The organism is Streptomyces sp. S6 (genome assembly GCF_054880855.1).
Window position 1 is genome coordinate 17,830 of the sequence record NZ_JBTYMC010000012.1, and the last position, 22,831, is coordinate 40,660.

Sequence of the window (22,831 nt, forward strand, 5' to 3'; positions counted from 1 at the left end):
ACCTCACACCGGGCTCCCGGACACCAGCGCGGCGGGGTGGGGAATCAATGAAACGATCACTTGATGCATCCCTCCCTCACCCGCCTCACGGAACTGGTGCCGCCCCCGGACACGACCCTGAAGGACTGGGCCGTGGTGGAGGCGCAGTTGGGCACCGAACTGCCACAGGACTACAAGGACTTGGTCGACACCTACGGCGGCGGACTGTTCGACGACAGTGTCTGGCTCCTGGAGCCCGGCTGCGCACGCCCACGCCACGACCTGATCTCCATGGACGCCGAGTGCAGCGAGACGCTGCGACTCCTGTGGGGCCGAGGAGAACCCCGCCCCGCCGAACTCGCCCAGGAAGGCGCCCGCCTGATCCCCTGGGCCTACGAAGACGAAGGCGGCGAAGTCCTCTACCTCCTCTCCGCCCCCGGCCGGAAACCCGAGAACTGGTCCGTCTGGATCAACGAAGGCCGCGGGCCGGAATGGGAACACCACCCCGGACCCTGCACCTCGTTCCTGCTCGCGCTGCTGACCGGAGAGATCCGGTCCGAGTACTTCCCCGACCTGCCCACGGACGAGCACCTCTTCGAACCCGACGGATAGGCGAGACGCCGCCGAGCCGGACAGGATCTGCCGCATCCGAAGCACGTCCGCGGTCGCGCTGCACGGCGCATCACACATCGCCCCGTGGCCCCGCCGGTGCTCGGCCATCAGCGTCAGATCCACCGGCATGCTCACCGGACTGTCCGCGGTGCGGCGGGAAGTTCACCCCCCGCCGGCAGCCGCGCCCGCGCCCAGCCGGTCCACGGCGCGTTCGGCGAGGGTCTGTTCGTGGAGGCGGCGGGCGGATTCGAGGAGGCGGATGCTGTCGGGGCCCCACATGCGGCGCAGCATGTAGCGCTCGTAGGGGCCTTGCTGCATGAGCCAGGCGATGGGGAGGAAGAGTTTCGCGGCCAGGACGGCGGCCTTGTCCTTGCGCGGGGACAGGCCCATCGACTTGCGCATCTTGGCGGGGAGGGTGCCCATGACGGGGAGTTCGATGAGGGGGGACTGGAGCGCGTAGGGGATCGCGGCGCGCAGGTGGGAGATGTGGAAGTTCTTCGCCACCGTCTTCGCCACCAGCTTGAGCCAGTGCTCGCCGGTGTCGGGCATGTCGTAGACCGTCTCGCTGGGTTCGAAGAGGTCGGCGTACTTCTCGTAGAGGGCTCCCAGTTCGGCCATCGTGGTGGGGATGTCCTCCTCGGGTGCGCCGACGAGCCTCAGATACGCCCCCGTCTCGGCGATGAACCGGTCGCGCTGTTCGGGGGAGAGCCGGTGGGGGAGCTTGCCGTCGCGGAAGGCGAACGCCTCGTAGACGCGCAGCATGGGATGCATCTCGGTGAGCGCCGCCCACATGGCGTCGCGGGGTCCGCTCGCGTCGTAGCCGCCGAGTTCGGGACGGCCGGTGTCGATGACGTCTCCGACGACCTTCTTGTGGATGTTGTGCAGGTGCTTGGCCATGAGGGCGGCGGTCTTGGAGTCGCCGAGCCACATGGGCGCGTGCATGCCCGAGTTGCGTGACAGCCGGTCGAAGACGTCCATCATGGTCAGCGTGCCCTCGCGGGCCTTGCGGGACATGGGGTCGCGGTCGCGCAGGCCCGCGTTGACCGGGTTGTAGCCCTTGACCTGGACCGCGCTCTGGGCGGCGTTGAGGAAGACGATGGTCGCCGGGTGCAGGAGAACCTCCCAGGCGACGCTGCCGGGGCCGAAGAGGCCGTGGTCCGGGGTGCCGTCCTCGTTGAGCGAGCCGCCCGCGGGGGTCGGCTCGCCGAAGCGCCGCCAGCGCTTCTCGGTGCCGAGGAGGTCCTCCCTGGTGATCTTCACTTTGGCCGGCTTCCCGCCGTGGCCCGCGGCGACTGCGCTCATCACGGTCTCCTTCGATCGGCTCCGATTCAATTCCCGCCCGGGAATTAAGATGGACAGCAAGCTATGCTCGGGGCCACGCCACGTCAACCCCGGCGGGGCGGGAGAGGGCAGAAGGTCATGAGTGTCACGGAACGGGCATCGTCGTCCGGCGCCCGCAGAACTCGCGGCCGGCGGGCCGGCATCGACCTGCCGCGCATCATCGAGGCGGCCCGTTCCCTGGACAGCGACGCGGTCACCATGCAGGCCGTCGCCGACAAGCTCGGCGTCGACCGCAAGGCGGTCAACCACCACGTCAGCGACCGCGCGTCGCTGCTGCGCCTGCTGGCCCTCGACTCGCTCTCCCGCAGCTCGTCCGCGATCGAGATCCCCGCCGAGGCATCCTGGCAGGAAGCGTGCCGGAGCTACGCCACGGCCTTCACCGAGAGCCTGATCGCCGCCGACGCCCTCGCCGAGCACCTCATGCCGGACGACTCCCTCTACGCGCCGTTCATCGAGCCCGCGGAGGCCCTCGCGGGCAAGCTCACCGAAGCCGGTTTCGACGACGAGGCCGCCGTACGCTCACTCGCCCTGCTCACCAACCTCTGCTGGGCCCACGCCCGGGACGTCATCCACGTCTCCCGCAGCGGGGAACGCCTCCGGCCACGGCTCACCCGCGAACTGGTCGCGGGGCGCGATCCCGAGGCGTTCGAGCATCTCTCCCGCATCGTCGAACGGGGGGTCGACACCTACGACGGGCGCCAACTGGAGCTCAGCGTCGAGGTGTTCGTCCGGGGGATCGAGGCGACTCTCCTCGGGCCGGTGTGACGGCGACGCCGCCGAGGCCACTCGCACGGATCACCGCGATCGGCTCAGAGACTGCCGGAGCGGACCAGGCCGGTTCTCTTGACACCGGTCAGGATGGGGGCGACCTCCACAGTGGCGATGTGCCCGAGCGCGCCGACGGTGCCGCTCAGGAACTCGTACAGCGCGTCGAGGTCGGTCGCCGCGACGGCGACGAGGAGGTTGGCGGGGCCGGTGACGGCGGAGGCGAAGCGGACTTGTGGGTGACGGCTGAGCCGCTGCCCGGTCTCCTCCAGCCCACCGGGTGCGACGGTGATCCACAGCAAAGCCTCGGCGCGGATCCCCAGCCGGGCGAGGTCGACTTCCGCCGCGAGCCTGATGACCTGGCCGTTCAGCAGTGACTCCACCCGGCGGCGGGCGGTGAGGGCGGTGGTGTCCGCGCGGCGTGCGAGGTCGGTGTAGGAGGCCCGGCCGTCCTGGACCAGCGCGGTGATCAGCCGGTGGTCGAGAGGCTGGAGGACGGACGCGCCGGACCGCTCGGTCGTCCCGGGCCGCAGGCCGGCCAGCTCCGACGGTGTCAGCAGACCGCCGCTCCAGTCGAAGGCCGCCGGGAAGACGCGGAGCATGACGTGGGACGTCCAGGACAGGACCGCGGGGGTGGCGGGCAGATCGCGCAGCAGCAGGTCGTTGCGGGCGTCCGGCCCGTCGAGGTGCAGGACGGCGCAGATCTCGTCGCCGCCGCCGAGGACGTCCACCCAGACGGTGTCGGAGCGGCGGGCGAGGGTGGCGGCGACGGCACGGATCCGGTTGGGCTTGCAGCGGATGCGCAGGGCCAGCGGAACGAGCTCGGGAAAGTGCACGGGGTTGCGGACGGCCGTGGCCCGCAGGGTGCCGCCGCCGAACAGCGGCGCCGCACGGCGTACGACGGTGCGCTCGGAGATGCCCAGGACGCGGCCGACCGTGCGCCAGGAAGCGCGCGGGGCAGCCAGCATCGCCGCGGTGATCCGGCTGTCTGTCTCATCCAGTGGTTGGCACACTTTCTCCATAAATCGAGATCGTATGTCCTTCTTTGCCGATTGACGAAGCTTCTTGTGTTCAAAGCTCTCACCTCGGCCTAGAAATGTCTCAACGCATCCGAGACGAGAAAGAGCAGGTGGGGACATGGTGGTGGACACGGACCGAGGCAAGGTCGGTGGAGTCGCGGAGAGCGGGACGGTCTCCTTCCGGGGAATCCCGTACGCCGCGTCGCCGGTCGGCGAGCTGCGTTTCGCCGCGCCGCAGACTCACCCGGGCTGGACGGACGTACGGGACGCGGCCACGGCCGGCCCGTCCGTGCCGCAGGCGGCCTCACGGCTGGAGAAGGTGCAGGGACGGCGCGTGCCGGACTGGAACGAGGACGGCAGCCTGACCGTGAACGTCTTCACCCCGCGCCGGGCGCTGGAGGACGGCCGACCCCGGCCGGTCCTGCTGTGGTGGCACGGCGGCGGCTTCACCAGCGGCTCCGGCGGCTGGGACTGGTACGACGGCGGGCGCCTCGCCGCGCTGGGTGACATCGTGGTCGTCACCGCCAACTACCGTGTGGGGCCGCTGGGTTACCTCTATCTCCCGGAGATCGGCGCGGCCAACCTCGGCGCCCAGGACCAGGCCGCCGCGCTGCGCTGGGTGGGGCACAACATCGCCGCCTTCGGAGGCGACCCGCGCACGGTCACCGTCGGCGGGCAGTCCGCCGGGGCGTACTCGGCCCTGTCGCTCGCGCTCGACCCCGCGACGAGCGGATCCGTCCGCCGACTGCTGCTGCAGAGCGGCCCGTTCGGCCTGGAACCGCAGGATCCGCAGCAGGCCGCCGAGAACGCCGGCACCTATCTGCGCCTGCTGGACATCCCGACCGGCGCGGACACCGCGAAGGCCCTGCGCGCCCTGCCGGCCGAACAGTTGCTGGACGCCTACGGCCGGCTCTCCGTCCAGCTCGCCACTCCGGGCAACGTCGCCCCGCCGATGTACCCGGTCCTCGGCGCCCCGGGCATGCCTCGCACCCGGCAACAGGCCCTTGCCGACGGCGCGTTGGAGGGCAAGGAACTACTGATCGGCACCACCCGCGACGAGGCGACGGCGTTCTTCGCCTTCAACCCCCGAGTCCAGGACCTCACCGCTGACACCGCCCTGGAGATCCTCACCGCCCAGGTCGGCCGCCGGACAGCCCTCGACGTCTACCAGCGGTACACCACCCGGCTCCCCCGGGCGACACCGGCGCAGATCTTCACCGCGGTACAGACCGACGGCCTTTTCCTCGACGGCTCCCTCCAGATCGCCGACCACCACGCGGCCGGCGGCAACACCACCTACGTCTACCGTTTCGACCACTCCCCCACCCACGACCCCAACGGCCTGGGCGCCACCCACTGCGCCGAACTCCCCTTCCTCTTCAACACCTTCGACGCGTTCCCCGACAGCCCCGTACTGACCGGCGCGGGCGCCACCGAGCGCGCTCTCGGCCACGAATTCGCCTCCGCTCTCGCCGAGTTCGTCGCCACCGGAACGGTGGGGGACTGGCTGCCTTACGCTCCCGCGACCGCCGCCCGCGTGCGGCGCTTCGGCTGAGGGGGACTGTCTCGACGCACGTCTTCCGTCCGCCGGGAGAACAACGCCGTTCACAGGGGTTCCGATTTCCGCAAGGCAGGCGACGGTGATCTCGTAGAGCCCTCTCTCCATACCGGGCACGGCATTTGCCAGCGGGCGCCCGAAGCCACCGGTCCCGACACCCGATCGGGGTGCAGCGCCGTGGCGCCGGCGGCCGGTGGCATCTGGCGGCGGAACCACGAGACGATCGGTGTACACAGCACCTGCAACTTCACCCCGCGGCCGGGGTGACAGCGAGGACGCCGAACTCGCACGCCTTCTACGCCGTCGAGCAGAGCGGCGGGGCTGAGAACGTGATCGCCCTCCGGTCCGGCGACACCCTGTTCAGCGGCTGGATGCAGTGCCGTTCTCACTTCAGTCGGCGTTCCCGAGGCGGAGATCGGCTGCGAGGGAATTCGGAGTCCGGTCGGCCGGAGTTCGAGGGGATTGCGCGAGCCGGCCCACCCGCGTGGAGCAGGTCTGGCGTGGAAAGCGCCGAAGCCCAGTCCATGGGCCGGGATCACACATTCCACTGCGGTCGACTTCGTGTTGGACCTCTGTCCCGCCCTACAGGTGGTGTACGCCCCGACCACGAACCTGGGGCGCAAGCCGGTGCGCTACCTCAACCGCCACGGACTCGACAAGACCGTCCCGAACCTCGACCGCCAGGCTCGGGCTCTGAGCTGGGCATCTCCCTTGCACGGCCGGACCATGAGTCGGCGTTCGGTGACACCGTCTGGGACACCGCTCGGGCCGCCTGCCAGGGAATTACACAGCGCGAGAATGCAGGGAGATCGGAGAGTGAGGACGGGGGAGAAATGCTGGACGCTCTCGCATCGGATATTGCCGATCTGCGGCTGGAGTCGTGACGCGGCGCCGATGGCGAGGAGCAGGCGTCTCCCGATGAGGCCATCTGGACCGCCCCCGCCCGCGGCGCCGATCCAGATGGCGACCGCGGGCGAGGGCAAGTGCCAGCGCATCCAACAACACTGACATCAGCAATTGCTAATGTTAGCAACTCAACAGGCCGTGTCGAGGGGGTTCACATGAGAATCACGTCATTGCGTGGAACCGGCGTCACCTGGCTCAAGTGCCCCGCGTGCCGCCTCAAGTGCCGCCCCACCGCAGCGGGTCCCGACCGACAGTGCCCACGCTGCGGGCAGGCCCGCATGCTGAAGCTGTCCTTCGGCGGCGGCACGGCACCGACGGCGGCCGAACGCGAGGACCGTTGAGGACCGCGCACACCGACGCGATGTGCACGACGGCCCGCCACTACGCCAACCACCCGCCCCTGAGCCGCCGTTGACCTCCGCATCGTCCCACCGAACTCACCGGACACCCGACCCCGGTTCGGCCACGCTCCTCAACCGCCCCGGAACCCGCGAGCGCTCACGCCGCTCGGCCCGGGAAACAGCGGGACCCCACCGGCGGACAAGGATCAGCAGGATTCCCCGAACTTCACCGCACCGAACTCGACAGGCTGCCCGTCGAGCTCGGCCCCCGGCTTCGGATCCTGCGTGCACACCTTCCAGTTGGATTCGAGGAGGACCATCCGGCTCTCGCCGGAGACGTCCTTGACGGTGATGCCGGTGGAGGAGTCGAGGGCCCGGCGGGCGACCTTGACCGACTTGCCTCTGAAGTCGGGCATCGTCGCCCCTGCGTCCGGCACGGTGCCTCCGTCCTTGGCAGGGCAGTTCTCGTCCAGCTTGACCGCCCCGAAGTCCACCTTCGTGTCCGTCGGGTGTTCACCGGGGGCCGGGGTCTGCGAGCAGACCTTCCAGTTCCGGTCGAAGGCCTGCATACGCCCCCGCCCGAGGGCGTCGTGCGACGTGAGGCCGTAGAAGCCGGCGGCCTGCGCCTGGTCCTGAGCGGCCTGGAGGCCCTTGCCCTTCATGTCCGGCAGCGTGCCGTTCTTCGCCTTGGTGCCGCCGCCCTTCACCGCGCCCGTCGGCGCCGGAGTGCCGGATGCCGATGCCGATGCCGATGCCGATGCGGTGACGCTGCTCGCCCCGCTGCCGCTGACAGCCGGGTCGCAGGCCGTCAGGGCAAGGAGCCCGGTGGCGGCCAGAACGGTGATGACGGTGCGCTTGCGCATGATCCCCCCACATGTGGTGCTGGACAACCATATTGAGGCATGAATGCCAGATGTGCGGACGGTGTGAACATTCCGTGATGCGGCGTTCGATGACGGTCAGCCGGCAACGAAGGCGATCAGAGGGGCAGGGTGATCCAGACGGACTTGCCCCGGCCGTCGGCGTCCGTGCGGACCCCGACGGCGCCGTCCCCGGCGAGAACCAGATCCATGACGGTGGCCAGCCCGCCGGAGCCGGAGCCGGTGCCGGTGGTCGCTTCGAGCAGCGACGGCCGGCGGGGGTGGCGGTCGTGGACCGAGAAGGCCAGACACCCGGGGCCCGCCGCGTAGGTCACGGTCACCGTCGGGGACGACACGGCGGCGTGCCGTACCGCGTTGGTGACCAGTTCGGCGAGGATCAGCAGGGCCGGACCGGCCACCGGGTGACGCAGCCCTATCCCCCATTCGACCAGGGCCTGTTCGGCCGTCTCACGGGCCACGCGGACGGCGGAGGGCTCGGCGGGCAGAGTGAGGACATGGCGGTGGGGCAGGACCTCCGACCCCACCGCTCACACCTCCGCACGGGCGAGCCGGAACCCCGTCACCGTCTTGGGGTGCAGACGCAACAACGTGTCGTGCGGCCCATGGGCCCAGCCGCTGAGGGTCCTGCGGTAGTGGGCGGCCTCGTCCACGTCGTCCAGCACCTCGGCGGACCCGCTGACGGTGACCGTCCACCCGGTGCCCTGCACGGCACGGATCTCCTCGACGTGGTACGTCACCGTCGCGGGGACGGCCGTCGCCGCGACCGGCGTGCGCACCACCAACCGGCCGCACTCCCACACGTGCCGGGCGGGCCGTACGACGGTCAGGTCGCGCTGCGGATACATCAGGCGTCCGAGGCTGCTGCCCTCCAGCAGCCACACGGCCTCCGCGCCGGAGACCTCGGTCATGCGCGGCGTCCTCATCTCAGGACCTCCCCGGACGCGGGCAGCACGCCGGCCTTCTCCAGATGGTCCCGCGCCCCCTGGATCGCTTCGGGCGTCGTCGCGTACTCACCGGCGCCCAGCAGCTCCAGCGCCCCCACCGAGTCGAGCACCCGGCGCTGACCGGGACGTATCCCGGAGGCCAGCACGGCGATGCCGCGCCGGTGGAGTTTCTCGACGGCGTCCTTGAGGATCAGCGCGCCGGTGGCGTCCACCGTCGAGACCCGCGACATGCGCAGGACGACGACGCGGACGTCGGCGACGTCGGTCAGCTCCAGCAGGAACCGGTGGGCGGCGGCGAAGAAGAGGGGCCCGTCGATGCGGTAGGCGACGATGTGCTCGGCCAGCAGCGCGTGTTCCTCGGCGGAGTGGTCGCCCCGGTCGAGCGGCACCTGGTCGAACCGGGCCTGCTTGGCGACGGCGCGCAGCGCGAGGGCACCGGCGACGACGAGGCCGATGACGACGGCGTAGACGAGGTCCAGGGCGAGGGTGGCGACGGCGGTCAGGACGAGGATCAGCGCGTCGGACCGCGTCGCGCGCGCCATCGCCCGCAGCGAGCCGACCTCCACCATGCGGATCGCGGTGGCCAGCAGCACCCCGGCGAGCGCGGCGAGGGGGATCTTCGAGACCAGCGGGGCCGCCGCGAAGACGATGACGGCGAGGACGGCGGCGTGGACGAGGGAGGCGAGCCGGGAACGCGCGCCGGTACGGACGTTGACGGCCGTCCGCGCTATCGCGCCGGTCGCCGGGACCCCGCCGAACAGCGGGGCGGCGATGTTCGCGAGCCCCTGCCCCAGCAGCTCCCGGTCCGGGTCGTGCCGCCCGCCGACGGTCATTCCGTCGGCGACCGACGCGGACAGCAGCGACTCCAGCGCGGCCAGCGCCGCGACGGCCACGGCGGGGGCGAGGAGCGTGCCGAGCGAACCGGCGTCGAAGAAGGCGAGGGACGGGACGGGCAGCCCGGACGGCAGGTCGCCGATCGGTTTCGCCGCGTCGAGGTGGGCGAGCTGCGCCACGGCCGTCGCGGCGATCACGGCGACGATCGAGAACGGCACGGTCGGCCGCCACCGCGCCCCGGCCAGCATGACGGCGGCCACCGCGCCCGCGAAGGCGAGCGCGGTCCAGTTCGGCGCCTTCGCGAACTCCTCGACGGCCCGCCAGGCCACCACCAGCACCCGGTCACCCTCGGGTTTGGGCACGCCGAGGGCGTTCGGTATCTGCTGGAGGCCGATCACACAGGCGATCCCGAGGGTGAACCCCTCGACGACGGGCGCGGGCACGTACCGCATGTACCGGCCGGCCTTCAGCGCGGCGAGCGCGACGAGCATGACCCCGGCCATCAGCCCCACCATGAGGACACCGGCCGGCCCGTACTCGCCCACGATCGGCACGAGGACGACCGTCATGGCACCGGTCGGCCCCGACACCTGGAGGTCGGAGCCGCCGAACACGGCCGCGACGGCGCCGGCGATCACCGCGGTCGCGAGCCCCGCCTCCGCGCCGAGCCCCGAGGAGACCCCGAAGCCGAGAGCCAGCGGCAGCGCGACGATCGCCACGGTCAGGCCGGCGAGCAGGTCCCGGCGCGGGGCGCGGCGCATACCGGCGAGGTCGGCGCGGCCGGGCAGCAGGGACACGATCCGATCGGACAGGGCGCTCATCGGGTGATCCCGGCCTGGCACAGCGGAACGGACACGGCCCCTCGGCTCTCCTCACAGGCCCCACCAGGGGGCGGACACGAAAGTGCCGCGCCCGCGGCAACCTGCGGACGCAGCGAACATAGCATCTAACCAATTGCCAACTTTAGCAATTCAGCATCAGGTGGACGCCATGCGCAGAACCACCGGGGTCAGGCCTTCTTGACCACGCTCGACTTCAGCTGCATCGCCCCGAAACCGTCGATCTTGCAGTCGATGTCGTGCCCGTCGACCCCGTCGACCAGCCGGATCCCGCGCACCTTCGTCCCGGCCTTGATCCCGGAGGGGCTCCCCTTGACCTTGAGCGCCTTGACGACGACCACGCTGTCGCCGTCGCTCAGCACGTTGCCGACGGCGTCCTTGACGACCCGCTCCCCGGTGCCCCTCGCGGCCTCTTCGGCGGGCGCCCACTCGTGGCCGCACTCCGGGCAGACCACCAAGGCGTTCATCTCGTAGGTGTACTCGCAGGAGCACTTGGGGCAAGGGGGAAGGTTCTCGATCATCCCGCCAGCCTAACCGCCGCTCACCGGCCCCTCCCCCGCGCGCGCCAGGTAGACGGTCGCCGTCATCGGCGCGGTCACGGGTCCGGCGCCGAGGACCTCCGTCATCTTCTCCGTGACGGCGTCCTGGACGGCCTGCGCGTCCTCGCGCGCCCCGACCGTCGCACTCACCGGAGTGCCGGTGAGGAACCCGGCGGCGACGGACGCGGCGGACTCCGCGACGCCGTGCAGGGTGACCTCCTCGGCGCAGGCCAGGGAGAGACCGGCGGCCGTGAGGTGCTCGGCGACGACGGCCCGGTCGGTGTAGCCGTGGGGTACGTCCGTCAGGAACGAGGGGGCGCCGCCCGGCATGGACTCCTCCAGGGCGTTCTGGAAGGCGGCGCCGAAGCCGTGCGAGGCGAGTGGGCCCCAACTGCTGAACAGGAAGCGTCCGTTCGGGGCCAGGACCCGGCGCACCTCGGCGTAGGCGGCGGGCTTGTCGGGGAAGAACATCACCCCGAACTGGCACACGACGAGGTCGAACCCGCCGTCCCCGAACGGCAGTCGCTGGGCGTCCGCCTGCCGCCACTCGGCCCGCGGCTCCCGTGCCGACCCGGCCGCGACCATCGCCTCGTTGAGGTCGGTCGCCACCACCCGGACACCGGGCGCCGCGTCGAGCAGCGCCGAGGTCAACACCCCCGTCCCGGCCGCGAGTTCCAGCACCCTGCCGGAGCCCAGCGCCGCCACCCGCGCGGCCATGTCCTCGGCGAAGGGCCGGAAGAACACCGGCACCAGGTGGCGTTCGTAGGCATCCGGCATGGACCGTGTCCACCGCCGGTTCACGTCGTCTGCGGTCACGCGGCAGAGACTAGCCACGATCACGGCCGATGGCTGGAAATCCGCCGTGTCCGGCGCGCTCCGTGGCGGGGAGCGCCGGTCCGGCCGTCAAGCGCTCGCGCGGATCACCAGCCTCGTCGGCAGGATCAGCGGCGTGGGGTCCTGGCCCTCGACGAGTGCGACCAGCATGCGGGCCATCTCCCGGCCGAGGGCCGTGATGGGCTGGTGGACGGTGGTCAGGGGCGGGTCGGCGATGCGGGCCACGGCGAGGTCGTCGAACCCGACCACGGCGACGCCGGAGGGCACCAGGCGTCCGCGCTCCCGCAGGGTGCGCAGCGCCCCCGCCGCCATGTTGTCGTTGGCGGCGAACACACCGTCCAGATCGGGGTGGTCGGCGAGGAGGGCGGCCATCGCGGCGGCGCCGCTGGGCTCGCCGAAGTCACCCTCCTGCGGGGGCAGCGGAGGCAGGCCGGCGGCCAGCATCGCGTCCCGGTAGCCCCGGTGGCGCGCTCGCCCGGCCTCCGTGTCGAGCCGTCCGCAGATCGCGGCGACGCGGGTGCGGCCCCGGCTGATCAGGTACTCGGTCGCCTCGCGGGCGCCGCCGACGTTGTCGACGTCCACGTACCAGCGGGGGGCCCGGCCCACCGGGCGTCCGCCGTACACGACGGGCAGGTCCGTCTCCTCGGCCATGCGGCCCAGCGGGTCGCCCTCGCGCAGCGCCATCAGCATGACGCCGTCGACGCCCTTGGAGCGCAGCAGCGCCTCCACCCGGGCGCGGCCCCGGTCGGAGGCGGCCAGGCACAGCATCAGGTGCAGGTCGGCCGCCTCCAGCGCGGCCGACGCCCCCACGATCACCTGGCCGAAGAAGGGGTCGGCGAATATCGACGGGTCCTCGCCCGAGACGATCAGTGCGGCCGCTCCCGTCTGGCGGGTGGCCAGCGCGCGGGCTCTCGGGTTGGGGACGTAGCCGAGTTCTCTGACGGCCCGCTCCACGGCCTGGCGTTTGACGCGGCTGACGTACGGGGCGTCGTTCAGGACCCGGGAGGCCACGGAGCGGGACACCCCCGCGAGTTCGGCCACGGCTTCGAGTGTCGGCCTGCTGCGGGCTGCGTCTGCTGCCATGAACCGTGATCCCCGTCTGTCGTCTGGAAGCGCTTCCAGACACGGGACTGTAGGGCCTGGTCATCGCCGTGTGAAGAGTGCGTCGTACGTTCACTCTTGACAGCCTCAGCAGCTCACCACACGATATCGACCACACCCGGAAGGCCTGGACGCCACTGGGAACGCTTCCAGTTGGGAGCGCTCCCACACATCGTCGCCGGTCGGCCGCAGTGTCGTCCCGCCGGAGAGCCGCCGGCATCGAGGGACGTGTACCGCCGCACTTCCTCACTGCGCCGCCCGCCCTGGACGAGGGTGGGCGGCGCACCCCCACCAGGAGACCGAGGTACATCCATGCGCCGAAAGTTCCGCGCCCTGACGGCGGCCCTGCTCGCGCTGCCGCTGGCGCTCGCCGTCGCGCCGTCCAGCCAAGCGGCCGGCCCGGCCCTCAAGGCCAACGGGTTCTACGTCGACCCCAACTCCAGCGCGCGGCAGTGGGTCAACGCCAACTCGGGCGACGGCCGGGCGTCCGCCATCAACTCCTCGCTCGCGAACACCCCCGCCGCCCGCTGGTTCGGTTCCTGGAGCGGCGCCATCGGCACCGCCGCGGGGTCGTACGCGGGGGCGGCGGCGAACGCGAACAAGCTGCCCATCATGGTCGCGTACAACGTCTACAACCGTGACTACTGCGGCGGGCACTCGGCGGGCGGGGCGTCCTCGCCGTCCGCCTACTCCACCTGGATCTCCCAGTTCGCCGGCGGGATCGGCAACCGCGAGGCCGTCGTCATCCTCGAACCCGACTCCCTCGGGGACTACGGCTGCATGAACCAGGCGCAGATCACCGAGCGCCAGAACATGCTCACCGGCGCGCTCTCCACCTTCAGCCGCCAGGCGCCCAGGGCCTTCGTCTACCTCGACTCCGGCAACCCCGGCTGGGCCGACGCCGCGACCATGGCGCAGCGCCTCAACAACGCCGGTCTGCGGCAGGCCCACGGCTTCTCCCTCAACATCTCCAACTACTTCACGACCGCCGAGAACACGAACTACGGCAACGCCGTGAACCGTGAGCTGAGCGCCCGTTACGGCTACACCAAGCCGTTCGTCGTCGACACCAGCCGCAACGGCAACGGCTCCAACGGCCAGTGGTGCAACCCCGCCGGCCGCAAGATCGGCACCCCCACCCAGATGGGCGGCGGCGGCGCCGAGATGCTGCTGTGGATCAAGACCCCCGGCGAGTCCGACGGCAACTGCGGCGTCGGCTCCGGCTCCTCCGCCGGGCAGTTCCTCCCCGAGGTCGCCTACAAGATGATCTACGGCTACTGACCCCCGGACAGCCGTGGCCCGACCCGCCCGCACTGCGGGTTCGGGCCACGGCGGAGGCGCTTGCCGGGTCTATGACCCACATCACACACGCTTCCTGTCAGGAATCGGCGCGCTGCCCCGCTCAAGTCACCGACAGAGCACAGGCGAACCGACAGGAGCATCACATGAAGCACCGCATCGTCGTCCTCGGTGCCGGCTATGCCGGGGCCTACGTGGCCGGGACCCTGGCGCGTCGGCTGGCTCCGGCGGACACCGAGATCACCGTCGTCAACGCGGAGCCGGACTTCGTCCAGCGGATGAGGCTGCACCAGCTCGCGGCCGGGCAGGAGATCGAGGCGCCACGGCTCGCCGAGGTCTTCGCGGGCACGGGGGTACGGGTGCGGGTCGCCCGGGTCACCGCCGTCGACCCCGACCGTCGCACCGTCGCCGTGGCGGACGACGCCGGCGGCGGTGAACTCGGTTACGACACGCTGCTGTACGCGCTCGGCAGCCGAGGCGCCGACCACGGTGTCCCCGGTGTCGCCGAGCACGCCTTCGACGTCTCGGCCCGGCCTTCGGCGCTGCGCCTGAGGGAGCGGCTGGGGAGTCTGGAGGGGCGCGGCGGGAGTGTGCTCGTCGTCGGTGACGGGCTGACCGGCGTCGAAACCGCCACCGAGATCGCCGAGTCCCGGCCCGGACTGTCCGTGACGCTGATCGCCCGCGGTGAGCTGGGGGCCTCGCTCTCGGCCGGCGCCCGCCGTCATCTGCGTGAGGCGTGCGGGCGGCTGGGGGTCACGGTGCTGGAGCACACCCGGGTCGAAGCCGTCGAGGCCACGCGGGTGCTGTGTGCGGACGGCACCGTCCTGGCGTCCGACGCGACCGTGTGGACGGCCGGGTTCGCGGTCGGGCCGGTCGCCGCCGCGAGCGGTCTCACGGTCACCGGCGACGGCCGGATCGTCGTCGATCGCACCATGCGGTCGGTCTCGCACCCGGACGTCCTCGCCGTCGGCGACAGCGTCCACGCCGTCGGGGACAACGGCCGTCCGCTGCCGATGTCCTGCGCTTCGGCGGGCTACACCGGGCGGCAGGCCGTGGAGGCGGTCGTGGGGCGGCTGACCGGCCGTGAGGTCCGGAACACCAAGCTGGAGTACGTGGGCAACCACATCAGCCTCGGGCGCTTGGACGGGATCTTCCAGATGGTCGACGGGGAAGGGCGCGCGAAGCCGAAGTTCCTCGGCGGCCGAAAGGTCGCGCGACTCAAGCACGGCATCATCGGCATGGCCCTGTGGGCCACCTCGCACCCGACCTTCGGCCTGCCCAGGCGCAGGCAGCGCCTGACGGCCCCGCAGAACGCGCCCGCCGCCGCGTAGCCTCTGGTTAGGGTGATCCGCGTGGACAGCACCGCCATCGATCTTTTCGACACCGGTCGGTTCGAGGCCGACCGGAACCGGCTGGCGTCACTGGCGTACCGGCTGCTCGGCTCCGCCGCCGACGCGGAGGACGTCGTGCAGGACGCGTTCCTGCACTGGCAGGGCGCCGACCGGCGGCGGATCAGGGTGCCGGAGGCGTGGCTGGCCAAGGTCGTCACCAACCTGTGCCTCGACCGGCTCCGCTCGGCGCCGGTCCGCCGGGAACGCTCTGTCGGCGCGTGGCTGCCGGAACCGCTCCTCGACGGCGACCCCATGCTCGGCCCTGCCGCGACGTTCGAGCAGCGCGAGTCGGTCTCGCTGGCCGTGCTGACGCTCATGGAGCGCCTGTCACCGCTGGAGCGGGCCGTCTACGTCCTGCGCGAGGCGTTCTCCTACCAGCACGCCGAGATCGCCGAGATCCTCGACATCACTCGGTCCGCGAGCCAGCAGCACCTCCACCGGGCCCGCCACCGCATCACCGCCGCACGCCGCGGCGGCGAAGTGGACCCCTCGGCCGCCCGCAGAATCGTCGAGGAGTTCCTCGCCGCCGCCACGTCCGGCCGCACCGAACGGCTCGTGGCCCTCCTCACCGACGACGCGACGGCGATCTCCGACGGCGCCGGCCTCACCGAGAAGCTCCTCCGGTACGACACCCCACAGCGCGTCGCCGCCGCAGCACGCGCCGGCCTCCGATCCACCTCCGCGAAACAACGTCTCGCCGGCGGCACCTCCGCCGTCCACTACGCCCTCCTCAACGGCTCCCCCGCCCTCCTCTTCATCCCCTCCGGCAAGATCGCCGGCACGATCACCTTCGACCTCACCGCCGACAAAATCACCACCGTACGCGGCATCGCCGCCCCCACCCGCCTCACCCGCCTCACCGAATCCTGGCAGCGGTACACCCCGGACACACCCCTCATCGCCGAGTGGTGACCGGCCTACCGTGTCACTCCATGACGATCCTCATCATCGGCGGCAGCGGTCTGCTGGGCGCGGAGCTGATCCGCCAGGCCGCCACCGCCGGGCACCCGACAGCCGCCACCTTCGCGACGAGGCCCGGCAGCTCCCCTCAGGTCGCCTGGCACGCCCTCGACCTGCGTCGCCCCGAGCAGCTCGAAGCGGTCGTGGCCGAGGTCGCCCCGCGCTTCATCGTCAACGCGTCGAGCGGTGAGGCCGATTGGGCGGTCACGGCCGAAGGGCCGATCCGGCTGGCGACGACGGCGGTGGAGCACGGGTGCCGTCTGGTCCACGTGTCCAGCGACGCGGTGTTCTCCGGCACCCGTGTCCACTACGACGAGTCCTGTCTCCCGGATCCCGTCACCCCCTACGGCGCGGCAAAGGCCGCAGCGGAGACGGGGGTTCGCCTCGTGGCCCCGGATGCCGTCGTCGCTCGCACCTCGCTGATCATCGGTGACCTCCGGTCACCGCATGTGCGGCTGGTGCACGACCTCGCGGCCGGCACCCGGGACGGCGTCCTGTTCTCCGACGACATCCGCTGCCCTGTCCACGTCACCGATCTCGCCGCGGCGCTGCTGGAGCTCGCTTTCGGTGAGGCGCGGGGCGTGTGTCATCTGGCGGGAGCCGACGCTGTGAGCCGTCATGAGCTGGGCGTTCTCATCGCCGAACGTGATGGGCTCGATGCCTCGCGGCTTCCTGTGGGGCTGCGGGCCGGGAGCGGGTTTGCGGGGGCGCTCGATGTGCGCCTCGAAAGTCGCTCCTCCCGGTACGTGTTGCGCGGCGCCCGCCGGTTCCTCTCCCGGGCAGTCGCCCGGTCGGGACCGGCGGATCAGGTTGTCTCGCGGTGCCGTCAGTCGTAGGACTACACGCCCTCCACGGTCACGCGGGTGCCGAGGGGCTCGGCGAATCCCTCGGTGACCGGGTCGGCGGTCCAGGACTTGGGGCCGGCGGGCTTCGGTGCGGCGTCGGCGGTCGGCGCCATGAGGACCGCGCCGGCTGCGAGGGCGCCTACGACGAAGGCGGTGAGGGCGGTCGTCCGGATGCTCATGGTCATGGTTGTCCCCCGTGGGTGAGTGCGTGGATGTGGTGGCCGCCGGGTGGTCGGCCCGGCCCCGGGCGGCACCAAGAGCATCAGCGGTCACAGCGGCCGGGCGCAACGGCCGTCGGCAGGTCAGGGAGGGTGGAACCGTCCCACCCTCCCTGACCTGCTGGTATGTGAGCGTCTGGGATGCCGCCCCCGGCACGCTTCGGGCGGGGACGACCTCAGATGTACGGCAGGACGAAGTCGTACCCGGCCACGGAGTGCGCGTCACCCGCCGGGCAGCGGCCCTTGGTCGGGTAGCCGTTGTAGTAGAGGCCGAAGCACTTGGAGCAGAAACGCCAGTTGCGCTGTGTGCCGGCCGTCTCCGCGATGTCGTGGGGCAGGACGAAGTCGTACCCGGCCGCCGCGTGATCGTTTCCGGCGGGGCAGCGGCCGTTGGTCGGGTAGCCCCAGAAGAACATGCCGAAGCACTTCGTGCAGAAACGCCAGTTGTGCTGGGCGGTCGGTGTCTCGGGGATGTCGTGCGGCAGGTTGAAGTTGAAGCCCGCCGCGTCGTGACCGGAACCCGCGGGGCAGGCGCCGTCGGTGGGGTAGCCGCGGAAGTACATGCCGTAGCACTTCGTGCAGAAACGCCAGTCGGACTGGTTCGCGCGGACCGCCGCGCCCGCCGCCGTACTTGTCAGCGCGGCGCCCGTCAGTGCGACGGCCGTCGCGGTGAGCCCCCGCGTGAGGACCGTCCGCCGGTCCGGCCCGCTCCTGCTCACGCCGTCGTCTCTTGTCGCGGATTCCATGTGTTCACCTCTCGACCCGGTGAATGCCTTCTCGAAGCCCGTCCGAACTTCGTAGCGTTAAGTATTCAAATGACTCCGCTCAGTAGTCAACGGGCGCGGGAGAGTACCCGGAGCACTCCCGGCGAACCGCACGCCCCCGACCTCACCCCGGCCGGGGTAGCCGTGCGGGACGTGCGCCGGGACGCTCCTCGAACTCGTCGTTGTACGGGCCGCGTTCCGGCGTGGCTCCCGCCGGAGCGGCGGACGGGCGCGCACCATCGACCGTCGTCCGGATCGTCCTACGCTTCCAGCAGGAGGTAGCGGTGTCCCTGCCCCGGCACACGTACGAGGTTCTGCCCACCCGGCGGATACAGGGGACGAAGGTGCCCTGGCCGCACGACGTGCGCATCGCGCTCCCCCCGTCGTACGAGGACGGCGACCGCGCCTACCCGGTCCTCTGGGTGACGGACGCGTCCCTCAGCTTCCCGCTGGTCATCGGCCTGCTGAACTGGCTGCGCACCGTGCAGGAGGTCGCCGAACTCGTCGTGGTCGGCGTCGGCGCTCCCGACGAGAGCGATCACACCGAGTTCAGCTCGCGTCGGACCTACGACTTCTATCCGAGGCCCAAGTGGGTCAACGCCGGGCCCGGCGGCGCGCGCATGGCAGCACTGTCGCAGGACACGCCGTCGCGTGGCGGCGGTGCCGATGCCCTGTTGTCGTTCCTGGTCGACGAGTTGCGTCCCCGGCTGGCCGCCGAGTTCCGGTTCGACGACGACCACGGCCTCGTCGGTTTCTCCGGCGGCGGACACTTCGTCGGGTACGCCCTCCTGTCCCGGCCGTCGTCCTTCACCCGCTACCTCGCCGCCGGCCCCGCCCTCAGCGGCTGCGAGGACCTCCTGTTCACCCTGGAAGCCGACTACGCCGCCACCCACGACGACCTCCCCGCGCAGGTGTTCCTCGGCGCGGGCGAGGCGGAACTCACCGACCCCTTCCTGGCCGCCGCCGACATCGTCGGCTCGACGACCCGCATGACCCAGCTCCTGCGCCTGCGCGACTACCCGTCCCTGGACCTCACCACCCGCGTGTACCCCGGCCAGACCCATGGCTCGGCGTTCCCGTACACGCTCACCGAGGGCCTGCGCACGCTGTACCCCTTCAACGCGGCCGGAACGGAGTGACGGGCTGAACGACGACGTCGAAATCCTCGCCCTCCTTTCCGGCCTCGAACGGCTCCCGGTCCCCTCGCTCCTCAGCGGGTCAATGTCTCCGCGAAGAAGTCCAGCGAGCGGTCGACTTCCTTGAGGGACGGTGTGCGGTTGAGGTGGCCGTGGAGCATTCCGGCGGCGAGGCAGGTGCGGACCGGGACGCCTGTCTCCTCCAGTTGGCGGGCGAGGAGGTCGCCGGAGGGGCGGAGGTCGTCGTACTCGGAGAGGAGGATCGCGGTGTCGGGGAGGTCGTGGAGGGGGGCGGCGCCGGGGAGGGCCTCGGGCGGGAGGGCGGTGAGGCGGCCGACGTAGTTGCGGACCATGTGCTCGATGTCGGCGGTCGAGAAGCGCAGGATCGTCGGCAACTCCCGCATGGCGGCGGCGGTTTCGTCGTCCAGGGCGGGGGTCGGGAAGTGGACGAAGGGGTAGGCGAGGAGGAGCTTGTCCGGGCGGGGTTCGTCACCGTCACGCGCACGCAGGGCCGTGGAGAGCGCGAGAGCGGCGCCGGCGCTGGCTCCGCCGAGGGCACGCGGGCCGTCGTACGTCTCGGCGAACCAGCGCCAGGCCGCGTGCGCGTCGTCGACCGGGACGGGGTGGCGGACGCCGTCCACGGCCAGGCGGTAGTCGACGGAGACGACCGTCGCGTGGGCGCGGGCGGCGAGTTCGGCGGAGACGAGGTGCGCCTCGGGCATCTCCAGATCGCCGCCCATGAAACCGCCGCCGTGCAGCCACAGGAGGGCGCGGCGGGGGTGGGCGGGGGTGTAGACGCGTATGGGGATCTCGCCGTGCGGGCCCGGTACGGTCCGGTCGGTCACGGCGACGTCGGGCATGGTCCACTCGCCGGGGTCGGTGAAGAACTCCTTGAACCCGCGCGCGACTTCGGGGTCGGACTGGACGTCGTCCCAGGTGTGGCCGGACAGGAAGTGGACACGGTCGGCGAGGTACGGGTCGAGCGGCACGGTGGCTCCCAGGTGTGATGTGGCGGGTGCTCGCGATCATGCCCTCGACGACCGTACCTTCAACCGTCGACGATCCAAGTGGCGCCCGGAGCCGATTTCGTACAAGCTCACGCCCATGGTCTCGGTATTGCAGAATGTGGCGATCGACTGTGCGGACGCCTACCGACTCGCCCGGTTCTGGAGCGAGGTGACAGGCAGCCCCCTCCACCCGGAGGACCGCCCCGGCGACCCTGAAATCCAGGTCCTCCTCCCGGAAGGCCCGGTCCTCTACTTCAACGAGGTCCCCGAACCCAAGACCACCAAGAACCGCCTCCACCTCTGCCTGCGCCCCGACACCTCCCGCGACCAGGAAGTGGAACGCCTCCTCACCCTCGGCGCCACCCTCCTGACCGACCGCCGAAACCCGGACGGCACCGGTTGGGCGGTCCTCACGGACCCCGAGGGCAACGAATTCTGCGTTCTGCGCAGCGCGTCGGAACGAGCGGGGTGAAGACGTGCAGGGTCGTTGGCAGATGATGCGCGAGTCCGCCGCGCGTCGGCAGGACGCCGACTGGCGGGAACTCGTCGAAGCCGCGTTCAGGCAGCCGCGGTTGCGGGCGCTGTCTCCCGGAAGGTCCATGTTCTGGCTGACGTTCAGCCGCCGGGCCGCGCCGCCGGTCTGTCGCGACTTCCCCCGGACCAGACCGCTCGGCGACGGGCGGTACCAGGTGACCTTCGCCGACGGCCGGGTCGAGGAGGCGGACGGCGCGGCGGCGGCGGTCAAGTCGATGCTGAGCGGCCTGCCCGACATGTGACGCGGGGTGGTCGCCCCGGCTCGGTCCGGACCGTGACCGTGACCGTCAGACCGTGGTCGAAGTGGGTGGTGGCGAAGTAGTCCAGCTCATGGCCATGAATGTGGGTCGCCAGACCCCCGCGGTTGCCATGGAGCCGCATGGTCGGCGGGAAGCTGTCGCGCTCCCTGAGGATCTGCGGCTCGACGTTGAAGTCACCGCCTACCGTCGCGTTGTAGGTCACTCCGCGCTCGGTCGCGAGCACGTCGATCCGGTCGTCGATGGCGTTCAGCATCGCCCCGGAGTCACCGCCGCCACCGGACAGACCGTGGAAAGTGAAGTACCACTCGTTGCCGAACCGCGCACCGAGCGCGTTCCGCCCGGCGTCGACCGGGTTGCCGACGACGATCAGCTCGTCGGGCCGCTCCATCAGGACGAGCGCGGTGTTGACCCGGCCGCCGAGCCGGCGCGGGTTGGTCGCGTCGTCGGCGGTCGGCAGGAAGTAGACCTGCCGGTCCGGTTCGTCGGAGCGGCTGCTGCTGGCGACCCGCCAGGTGTTGTGCAGCACCGTGTGCCGATGTGTGACGTTCTGACTGTCGGTCGTGGTGAAGGTCAGGCTGGGCTGTGCGCTGCTGTTGTTGGGCGGCTGCGGGCCGACCTCCTGAAGCATCAGGATCGGCACCTGCAACGCCATCCCCTGGACCCTGCTCCACTTGCTGCCGTTCGGGTCGCCGTTGTTGGCCCCCTGCATGTTCCAGGAGACCAAGGGCGTGGTGGCCGCAGGGAAGTCGGTGGCGGAGGCCGGGACGACGAGCGCCGCTGTCAGCCCGGCCATCACCACCACTGCGGCGATCAATCGGCGGAACAAAAGTTCTCCTCGCTTCTCGTATCCGTCAGATATGGGGCCGTTGTGGTGAGCATGTGCCGCCTGCTCGGTCCCACCCGTGCGGCTGTTCTGCGCGCGGCCGCGTCCGGCTCCACCACGACCGAGGCCGCCCGGCGCGCGGGGGTCACCCCCACGACGGCCGGCCACCACACCACGTTGTTGCGCGACGCCGGGCTGATCACCAGTCACCGGCATGCCAACACGGTCCTGCACACACTGACCCCGCTCGGCGCCGCCTTGCTCCAGCACGGCAGGCGAGACCGGGCGTCCGCACCGACACGTCGGGCACCTGATCATCTCGCGCGCAGCGCCGGTCCCAGTGCGGTCCGCCAGGTGTCGCGCAGGGTGGCCCATTCCCGGGCGCAGCCTGCCGCGCGGGCGGCGGGGAGGGTGTCCGGGCCGATGAGGTCACGGTGGCGTGCGGGAGTGGAGCCGTAGGTCCAGCAGAGTTCGTCGACGTACCGGTCCTGGTCCGAGGAGTGCTCGTCGCCGGGGCTGTCGTCCGACTCCGCCCACAGTCGCCACGCCTGTGCCGCCGCGAGCAACTGCCGTTCGCCGGCCGTGCCCTTGTCCAGCAGCATCAGCGCCGCGAACCGGTCCGCGACGTCCTCCTCTCGGCCGGTGAACCGCAGAGCGAGGGCGTCGATCAGGGCGTGGGCGGTCTCGTGGAAGACGGTCTCCAGGAACACCGCTTCGACGTCGTCGTCGCTCCGCGAGCGCCCGGCCTGCCGGAACAGGTCCCGTGTCTCGGAGACCTCCTCGTAGCACAGCTCGATCGTCCGGGTCTCCGGATCGTAGGAGGCCCCCTCACCGCCGCAGGACCGTACGACGACGTCCACCGGCCGCTGCACCTCCACCAGTCCGGCGACGTCCGCAGCGGCATCCTCGACCGGGCTCCGCCTCCGCAGGAACGCGGCGTCCCCCTGATCCTCGTCCGCCGGCTCCTCGTACCGGGCCACGAGCACCGGACCCTGTCCGCCGGACCGCTCGCGCTCCCCGGCGTCCTGGCACCCGGCACCCCCGATGACCGCCACCAGCACCACGGCCACCGCCGTCCTCACCGCCCCGTCCCGCACGAGC

At 71.3% G+C, this 22,831-nt stretch carries 26 protein-coding genes and 1 pseudogene; 13 read left to right on the forward strand and 14 right to left on the reverse strand.

Annotation, left to right across the window (positions count from 1 at the left end):
• The first annotated feature begins 63 nt into the window (after window positions 1-63).
• The gene (locus tag ACVNF4_RS03185; protein WP_461801092.1) at window positions 64-591 is read left to right on the forward strand and encodes an SMI1/KNR4 family protein; all 528 of its coding nucleotides are present in this window, start codon (window positions 64-66) and stop codon (window positions 589-591) included.
• A 162-nt stretch (window positions 592-753) separates the two neighbouring features.
• Here the strand turns inward: ACVNF4_RS03185 and ACVNF4_RS03190 are convergent, their stop codons facing one another.
• Entirely contained in the window at window positions 754-1,893 is a 1,140-nt protein-coding gene (locus ACVNF4_RS03190; RefSeq protein WP_461801093.1) for an oxygenase MpaB family protein, read from the reverse strand.
• Window positions 1,894-2,010: 117 nt separating this feature from the next.
• Here ACVNF4_RS03190 and ACVNF4_RS03195 point away from each other — a divergent pair, with 117 nt between their 5' ends.
• The gene (locus ACVNF4_RS03195) at window positions 2,011-2,697 is read left to right on the forward strand and encodes a TetR/AcrR family transcriptional regulator C-terminal domain-containing protein (protein WP_461801094.1); all 687 of its coding nucleotides are present in this window, start codon (window positions 2,011-2,013) and stop codon (window positions 2,695-2,697) included.
• A 44-nt stretch (window positions 2,698-2,741) separates the two neighbouring features.
• Here the strand turns inward: ACVNF4_RS03195 and ACVNF4_RS03200 are convergent, their stop codons facing one another.
• On the reverse strand, window positions 2,742-3,719 hold the full coding sequence (locus ACVNF4_RS03200) for an Lrp/AsnC family transcriptional regulator (RefSeq protein WP_461801095.1): 978 nt from the start codon (window positions 3,717-3,719) through the stop codon (window positions 2,742-2,744).
• 115 nt (window positions 3,720-3,834) lie between these two features.
• Between ACVNF4_RS03200 and ACVNF4_RS03205 the strand changes: the two genes are divergently transcribed.
• Together ACVNF4_RS03205 and ACVNF4_RS03210 are read left to right on the forward strand one after the other, a co-directional pair.
• Window positions 3,835-5,271: a carboxylesterase/lipase family protein gene (locus ACVNF4_RS03205; RefSeq protein WP_461801096.1), complete on the forward strand. Its 1,437-nt coding sequence runs from the start codon at window positions 3,835-3,837 to the stop codon at window positions 5,269-5,271.
• Between the two features lie 1,064 nt (window positions 5,272-6,335).
• A complete protein-coding gene (locus ACVNF4_RS03210) occupies window positions 6,336-6,521 on the forward strand; it encodes a hypothetical protein (RefSeq protein WP_461801097.1) in 186 nt (61 codons plus the stop codon).
• Window positions 6,522-6,727: 206 nt separating this feature from the next.
• On the opposite strand, the gene ACVNF4_RS03215 is transcribed toward ACVNF4_RS03210, so the two are convergent.
• Window positions 6,728-7,183 (reverse strand): PASTA domain-containing protein, encoded by a 456-nt coding sequence (locus ACVNF4_RS03215; RefSeq protein ID WP_461801098.1) that lies wholly within the window; start codon window positions 7,181-7,183, stop codon window positions 6,728-6,730.
• Here ACVNF4_RS03215 and ACVNF4_RS03220 point away from each other — a divergent pair.
• Entirely contained in the window at window positions 7,182-7,427 is a 246-nt protein-coding gene (locus ACVNF4_RS03220) for a hypothetical protein (protein WP_461801099.1), read from the forward strand. The genes ACVNF4_RS03215 and ACVNF4_RS03220 overlap by 2 nt on opposite strands.
• Before the next feature lie 73 nt (window positions 7,428-7,500).
• Here the strand turns inward: ACVNF4_RS03220 and ACVNF4_RS03225 are convergent, their stop codons facing one another.
• The 6 genes from ACVNF4_RS03225 to ACVNF4_RS03250 form a co-directional block, all read right to left on the reverse strand.
• Window positions 7,501-7,926, reverse strand: a complete 426-nt coding sequence (locus ACVNF4_RS03225; RefSeq protein WP_461801100.1) for an ATP-binding protein — start codon at window positions 7,924-7,926, stop codon at window positions 7,501-7,503.
• 3 nt (window positions 7,927-7,929) lie between these two features.
• Window positions 7,930-8,310 carry a pyridoxamine 5'-phosphate oxidase family protein gene (locus ACVNF4_RS03230; protein WP_461801101.1) on the reverse strand — a complete coding sequence of 127 codons (381 nt, stop codon included), beginning with the start codon at window positions 8,308-8,310 and terminating at the stop codon, window positions 7,930-7,932.
• A gap of 11 nt (window positions 8,311-8,321) precedes the next feature.
• Complete coding sequence (locus tag ACVNF4_RS03235; RefSeq protein ID WP_461801102.1) at window positions 8,322-10,001, reverse strand: SulP family inorganic anion transporter; 1,680 nt, start codon at window positions 9,999-10,001, stop codon at window positions 8,322-8,324.
• A gap of 188 nt (window positions 10,002-10,189) precedes the next feature.
• Window positions 10,190-10,540 carry a zinc ribbon domain-containing protein YjdM gene (locus ACVNF4_RS03240; RefSeq protein WP_461801103.1) on the reverse strand — a complete coding sequence of 117 codons (351 nt, stop codon included), beginning with the start codon at window positions 10,538-10,540 and terminating at the stop codon, window positions 10,190-10,192.
• Window positions 10,541-10,549: 9 nt separating this feature from the next.
• Complete coding sequence (locus ACVNF4_RS03245; RefSeq protein ID WP_461801124.1) at window positions 10,550-11,335, reverse strand: class I SAM-dependent methyltransferase; 786 nt, start codon at window positions 11,333-11,335, stop codon at window positions 10,550-10,552.
• Window positions 11,336-11,461: 126 nt separating this feature from the next.
• The gene (locus tag ACVNF4_RS03250; RefSeq protein WP_461801104.1) at window positions 11,462-12,475 is read right to left on the reverse strand and encodes a LacI family DNA-binding transcriptional regulator; all 1,014 of its coding nucleotides are present in this window, start codon (window positions 12,473-12,475) and stop codon (window positions 11,462-11,464) included.
• Window positions 12,476-12,805: 330 nt separating this feature from the next.
• Here ACVNF4_RS03250 and ACVNF4_RS03255 point away from each other — a divergent pair, with 330 nt between their 5' ends.
• The 4 genes from ACVNF4_RS03255 to ACVNF4_RS03270 all read left to right on the forward strand — a co-directional run bounded on the left by ACVNF4_RS03255 (window position 12,806) and on the right by ACVNF4_RS03270 (window position 16,979).
• Window positions 12,806-13,774, forward strand: coding sequence for a glycoside hydrolase family 6 protein (locus ACVNF4_RS03255; RefSeq protein WP_461801105.1), 969 nt, complete (start codon window positions 12,806-12,808; stop codon window positions 13,772-13,774).
• Between the two features lie 164 nt (window positions 13,775-13,938).
• The gene (locus tag ACVNF4_RS03260) at window positions 13,939-15,123 is read left to right on the forward strand and encodes an NAD(P)/FAD-dependent oxidoreductase (protein ID WP_461801106.1); all 1,185 of its coding nucleotides are present in this window, start codon (window positions 13,939-13,941) and stop codon (window positions 15,121-15,123) included.
• Between the two features lie 21 nt (window positions 15,124-15,144).
• Entirely contained in the window at window positions 15,145-16,095 is a 951-nt protein-coding gene (locus ACVNF4_RS03265) for a sigma-70 family RNA polymerase sigma factor (RefSeq protein ID WP_461801107.1), read from the forward strand.
• A 20-nt stretch (window positions 16,096-16,115) separates the two neighbouring features.
• The gene (locus tag ACVNF4_RS03270) at window positions 16,116-16,979 is read left to right on the forward strand and encodes an SDR family oxidoreductase (RefSeq protein WP_461801108.1); all 864 of its coding nucleotides are present in this window, start codon (window positions 16,116-16,118) and stop codon (window positions 16,977-16,979) included.
• Between the two features lie 2 nt (window positions 16,980-16,981).
• Here the strand turns inward: ACVNF4_RS03270 and ACVNF4_RS03275 are convergent, their stop codons facing one another.
• Window positions 16,982-17,173: a hypothetical protein gene (locus ACVNF4_RS03275; RefSeq protein WP_461801109.1), complete on the reverse strand. Its 192-nt coding sequence runs from the start codon at window positions 17,171-17,173 to the stop codon at window positions 16,982-16,984.
• Between the two features lie 209 nt (window positions 17,174-17,382).
• Window positions 17,383-17,952: a hypothetical protein gene (locus ACVNF4_RS03280; protein ID WP_461801110.1), complete on the reverse strand. Its 570-nt coding sequence runs from the start codon at window positions 17,950-17,952 to the stop codon at window positions 17,383-17,385.
• A 302-nt stretch (window positions 17,953-18,254) separates the two neighbouring features.
• Here ACVNF4_RS03280 and ACVNF4_RS03285 point away from each other — a divergent pair, with 302 nt between their 5' ends.
• Entirely contained in the window at window positions 18,255-19,109 is an 855-nt protein-coding gene (locus ACVNF4_RS03285) for an alpha/beta hydrolase (RefSeq protein ID WP_461801111.1), read from the forward strand.
• A gap of 71 nt (window positions 19,110-19,180) precedes the next feature.
• On the opposite strand, the gene ACVNF4_RS03290 is transcribed toward ACVNF4_RS03285, so the two are convergent.
• Entirely contained in the window at window positions 19,181-20,095 is a 915-nt protein-coding gene (locus ACVNF4_RS03290; protein WP_461801112.1) for an alpha/beta hydrolase fold domain-containing protein, read from the reverse strand.
• A 115-nt stretch (window positions 20,096-20,210) separates the two neighbouring features.
• Here ACVNF4_RS03290 and ACVNF4_RS03295 point away from each other — a divergent pair, with 115 nt between their 5' ends.
• On the forward strand, window positions 20,211-20,585 hold the full coding sequence (locus ACVNF4_RS03295; protein WP_461801113.1) for a VOC family protein: 375 nt from the start codon (window positions 20,211-20,213) through the stop codon (window positions 20,583-20,585).
• A gap of 4 nt (window positions 20,586-20,589) precedes the next feature.
• Entirely contained in the window at window positions 20,590-20,889 is a 300-nt protein-coding gene (locus tag ACVNF4_RS03300; protein ID WP_461801114.1) for a DUF6193 family natural product biosynthesis protein, read from the forward strand.
• Here the strand turns inward: ACVNF4_RS03300 and ACVNF4_RS03305 are convergent.
• Window positions 20,855-21,733, reverse strand: coding sequence for an exonuclease/endonuclease/phosphatase family protein (locus tag ACVNF4_RS03305; protein WP_461801115.1), 879 nt, complete (start codon window positions 21,731-21,733; stop codon window positions 20,855-20,857). The two genes, ACVNF4_RS03300 and ACVNF4_RS03305, sit on opposite strands and share 35 nt — an antisense overlap.
• Before the next feature lie 51 nt (window positions 21,734-21,784).
• Between ACVNF4_RS03305 and ACVNF4_RS03310 the strand changes: the two are divergent.
• Window positions 21,785-22,012 (forward strand): annotated as a pseudogene (locus tag ACVNF4_RS03310) (ArsR/SmtB family transcription factor); the annotation flags it as partial.
• Window positions 22,013-22,044: 32 nt separating this feature from the next.
• Here ACVNF4_RS03310 and ACVNF4_RS03315 read toward each other — a convergent pair.
• The gene (locus ACVNF4_RS03315; protein WP_461801116.1) at window positions 22,045-22,827 is read right to left on the reverse strand and encodes a DUF4344 domain-containing metallopeptidase; all 783 of its coding nucleotides are present in this window, start codon (window positions 22,825-22,827) and stop codon (window positions 22,045-22,047) included.
• Window positions 22,828-22,831 lie beyond the last annotated feature (4 nt).

Bases quoted from the DNA above. Each gene is read 5' to 3' on its own strand.
- ACVNF4_RS03275 (WP_461801109.1), bottom strand. From the start codon at position 17,173: ATGACCATGAGCATCCGGACGACCGCCCTCACCGCCTTCGTCGTAGGC.
- ACVNF4_RS03250 (WP_461801104.1), bottom strand. From the start codon at position 12,475: ATGGCAGCAGACGCAGCCCGCAGCAGGCCGACACTCGAAGCCGTGGCC.
- ACVNF4_RS03295 (WP_461801113.1), top strand. From the start codon at position 20,211: ATGGTCTCGGTATTGCAGAATGTGGCGATCGACTGTGCGGACGCCTAC.
- ACVNF4_RS03220 (WP_461801099.1), top strand. From the start codon at position 7,182: ATGTCCGGCAGCGTGCCGTTCTTCGCCTTGGTGCCGCCGCCCTTCACC.
- ACVNF4_RS03240 (WP_461801103.1), bottom strand. From the start codon at position 10,540: ATGATCGAGAACCTTCCCCCTTGCCCCAAGTGCTCCTGCGAGTACACC.
- ACVNF4_RS03245 (WP_461801124.1), bottom strand. From the start codon at position 11,335: ATGCCGGATGCCTACGAACGCCACCTGGTGCCGGTGTTCTTCCGGCCC.
- ACVNF4_RS03190 (WP_461801093.1), bottom strand. From the start codon at position 1,893: ATGAGCGCAGTCGCCGCGGGCCACGGCGGGAAGCCGGCCAAAGTGAAG.
- ACVNF4_RS03260 (WP_461801106.1), top strand. From the start codon at position 13,939: ATGAAGCACCGCATCGTCGTCCTCGGTGCCGGCTATGCCGGGGCCTAC.
- ACVNF4_RS03200 (WP_461801095.1), bottom strand. From the start codon at position 3,719: ATGGAGAAAGTGTGCCAACCACTGGATGAGACAGACAGCCGGATCACC.
- ACVNF4_RS03185 (WP_461801092.1), top strand. From the start codon at position 64: ATGCATCCCTCCCTCACCCGCCTCACGGAACTGGTGCCGCCCCCGGAC.
- ACVNF4_RS03215 (WP_461801098.1), bottom strand. From the start codon at position 7,183: ATGAAGGGCAAGGGCCTCCAGGCCGCTCAGGACCAGGCGCAGGCCGCC.
- ACVNF4_RS03255 (WP_461801105.1), top strand. From the start codon at position 12,806: ATGCGCCGAAAGTTCCGCGCCCTGACGGCGGCCCTGCTCGCGCTGCCG.
- ACVNF4_RS03235 (WP_461801102.1), bottom strand. From the start codon at position 10,001: ATGAGCGCCCTGTCCGATCGGATCGTGTCCCTGCTGCCCGGCCGCGCC.
- ACVNF4_RS03270 (WP_461801108.1), top strand. From the start codon at position 16,116: ATGACGATCCTCATCATCGGCGGCAGCGGTCTGCTGGGCGCGGAGCTG.
- ACVNF4_RS03210 (WP_461801097.1), top strand. From the start codon at position 6,336: ATGAGAATCACGTCATTGCGTGGAACCGGCGTCACCTGGCTCAAGTGC.
- ACVNF4_RS03195 (WP_461801094.1), top strand. From the start codon at position 2,011: ATGAGTGTCACGGAACGGGCATCGTCGTCCGGCGCCCGCAGAACTCGC.
- ACVNF4_RS03230 (WP_461801101.1), bottom strand. From the start codon at position 8,310: ATGACCGAGGTCTCCGGCGCGGAGGCCGTGTGGCTGCTGGAGGGCAGC.
- ACVNF4_RS03280 (WP_461801110.1), bottom strand. From the start codon at position 17,952: ATGGAATCCGCGACAAGAGACGACGGCGTGAGCAGGAGCGGGCCGGAC.
- ACVNF4_RS03205 (WP_461801096.1), top strand. From the start codon at position 3,835: ATGGTGGTGGACACGGACCGAGGCAAGGTCGGTGGAGTCGCGGAGAGC.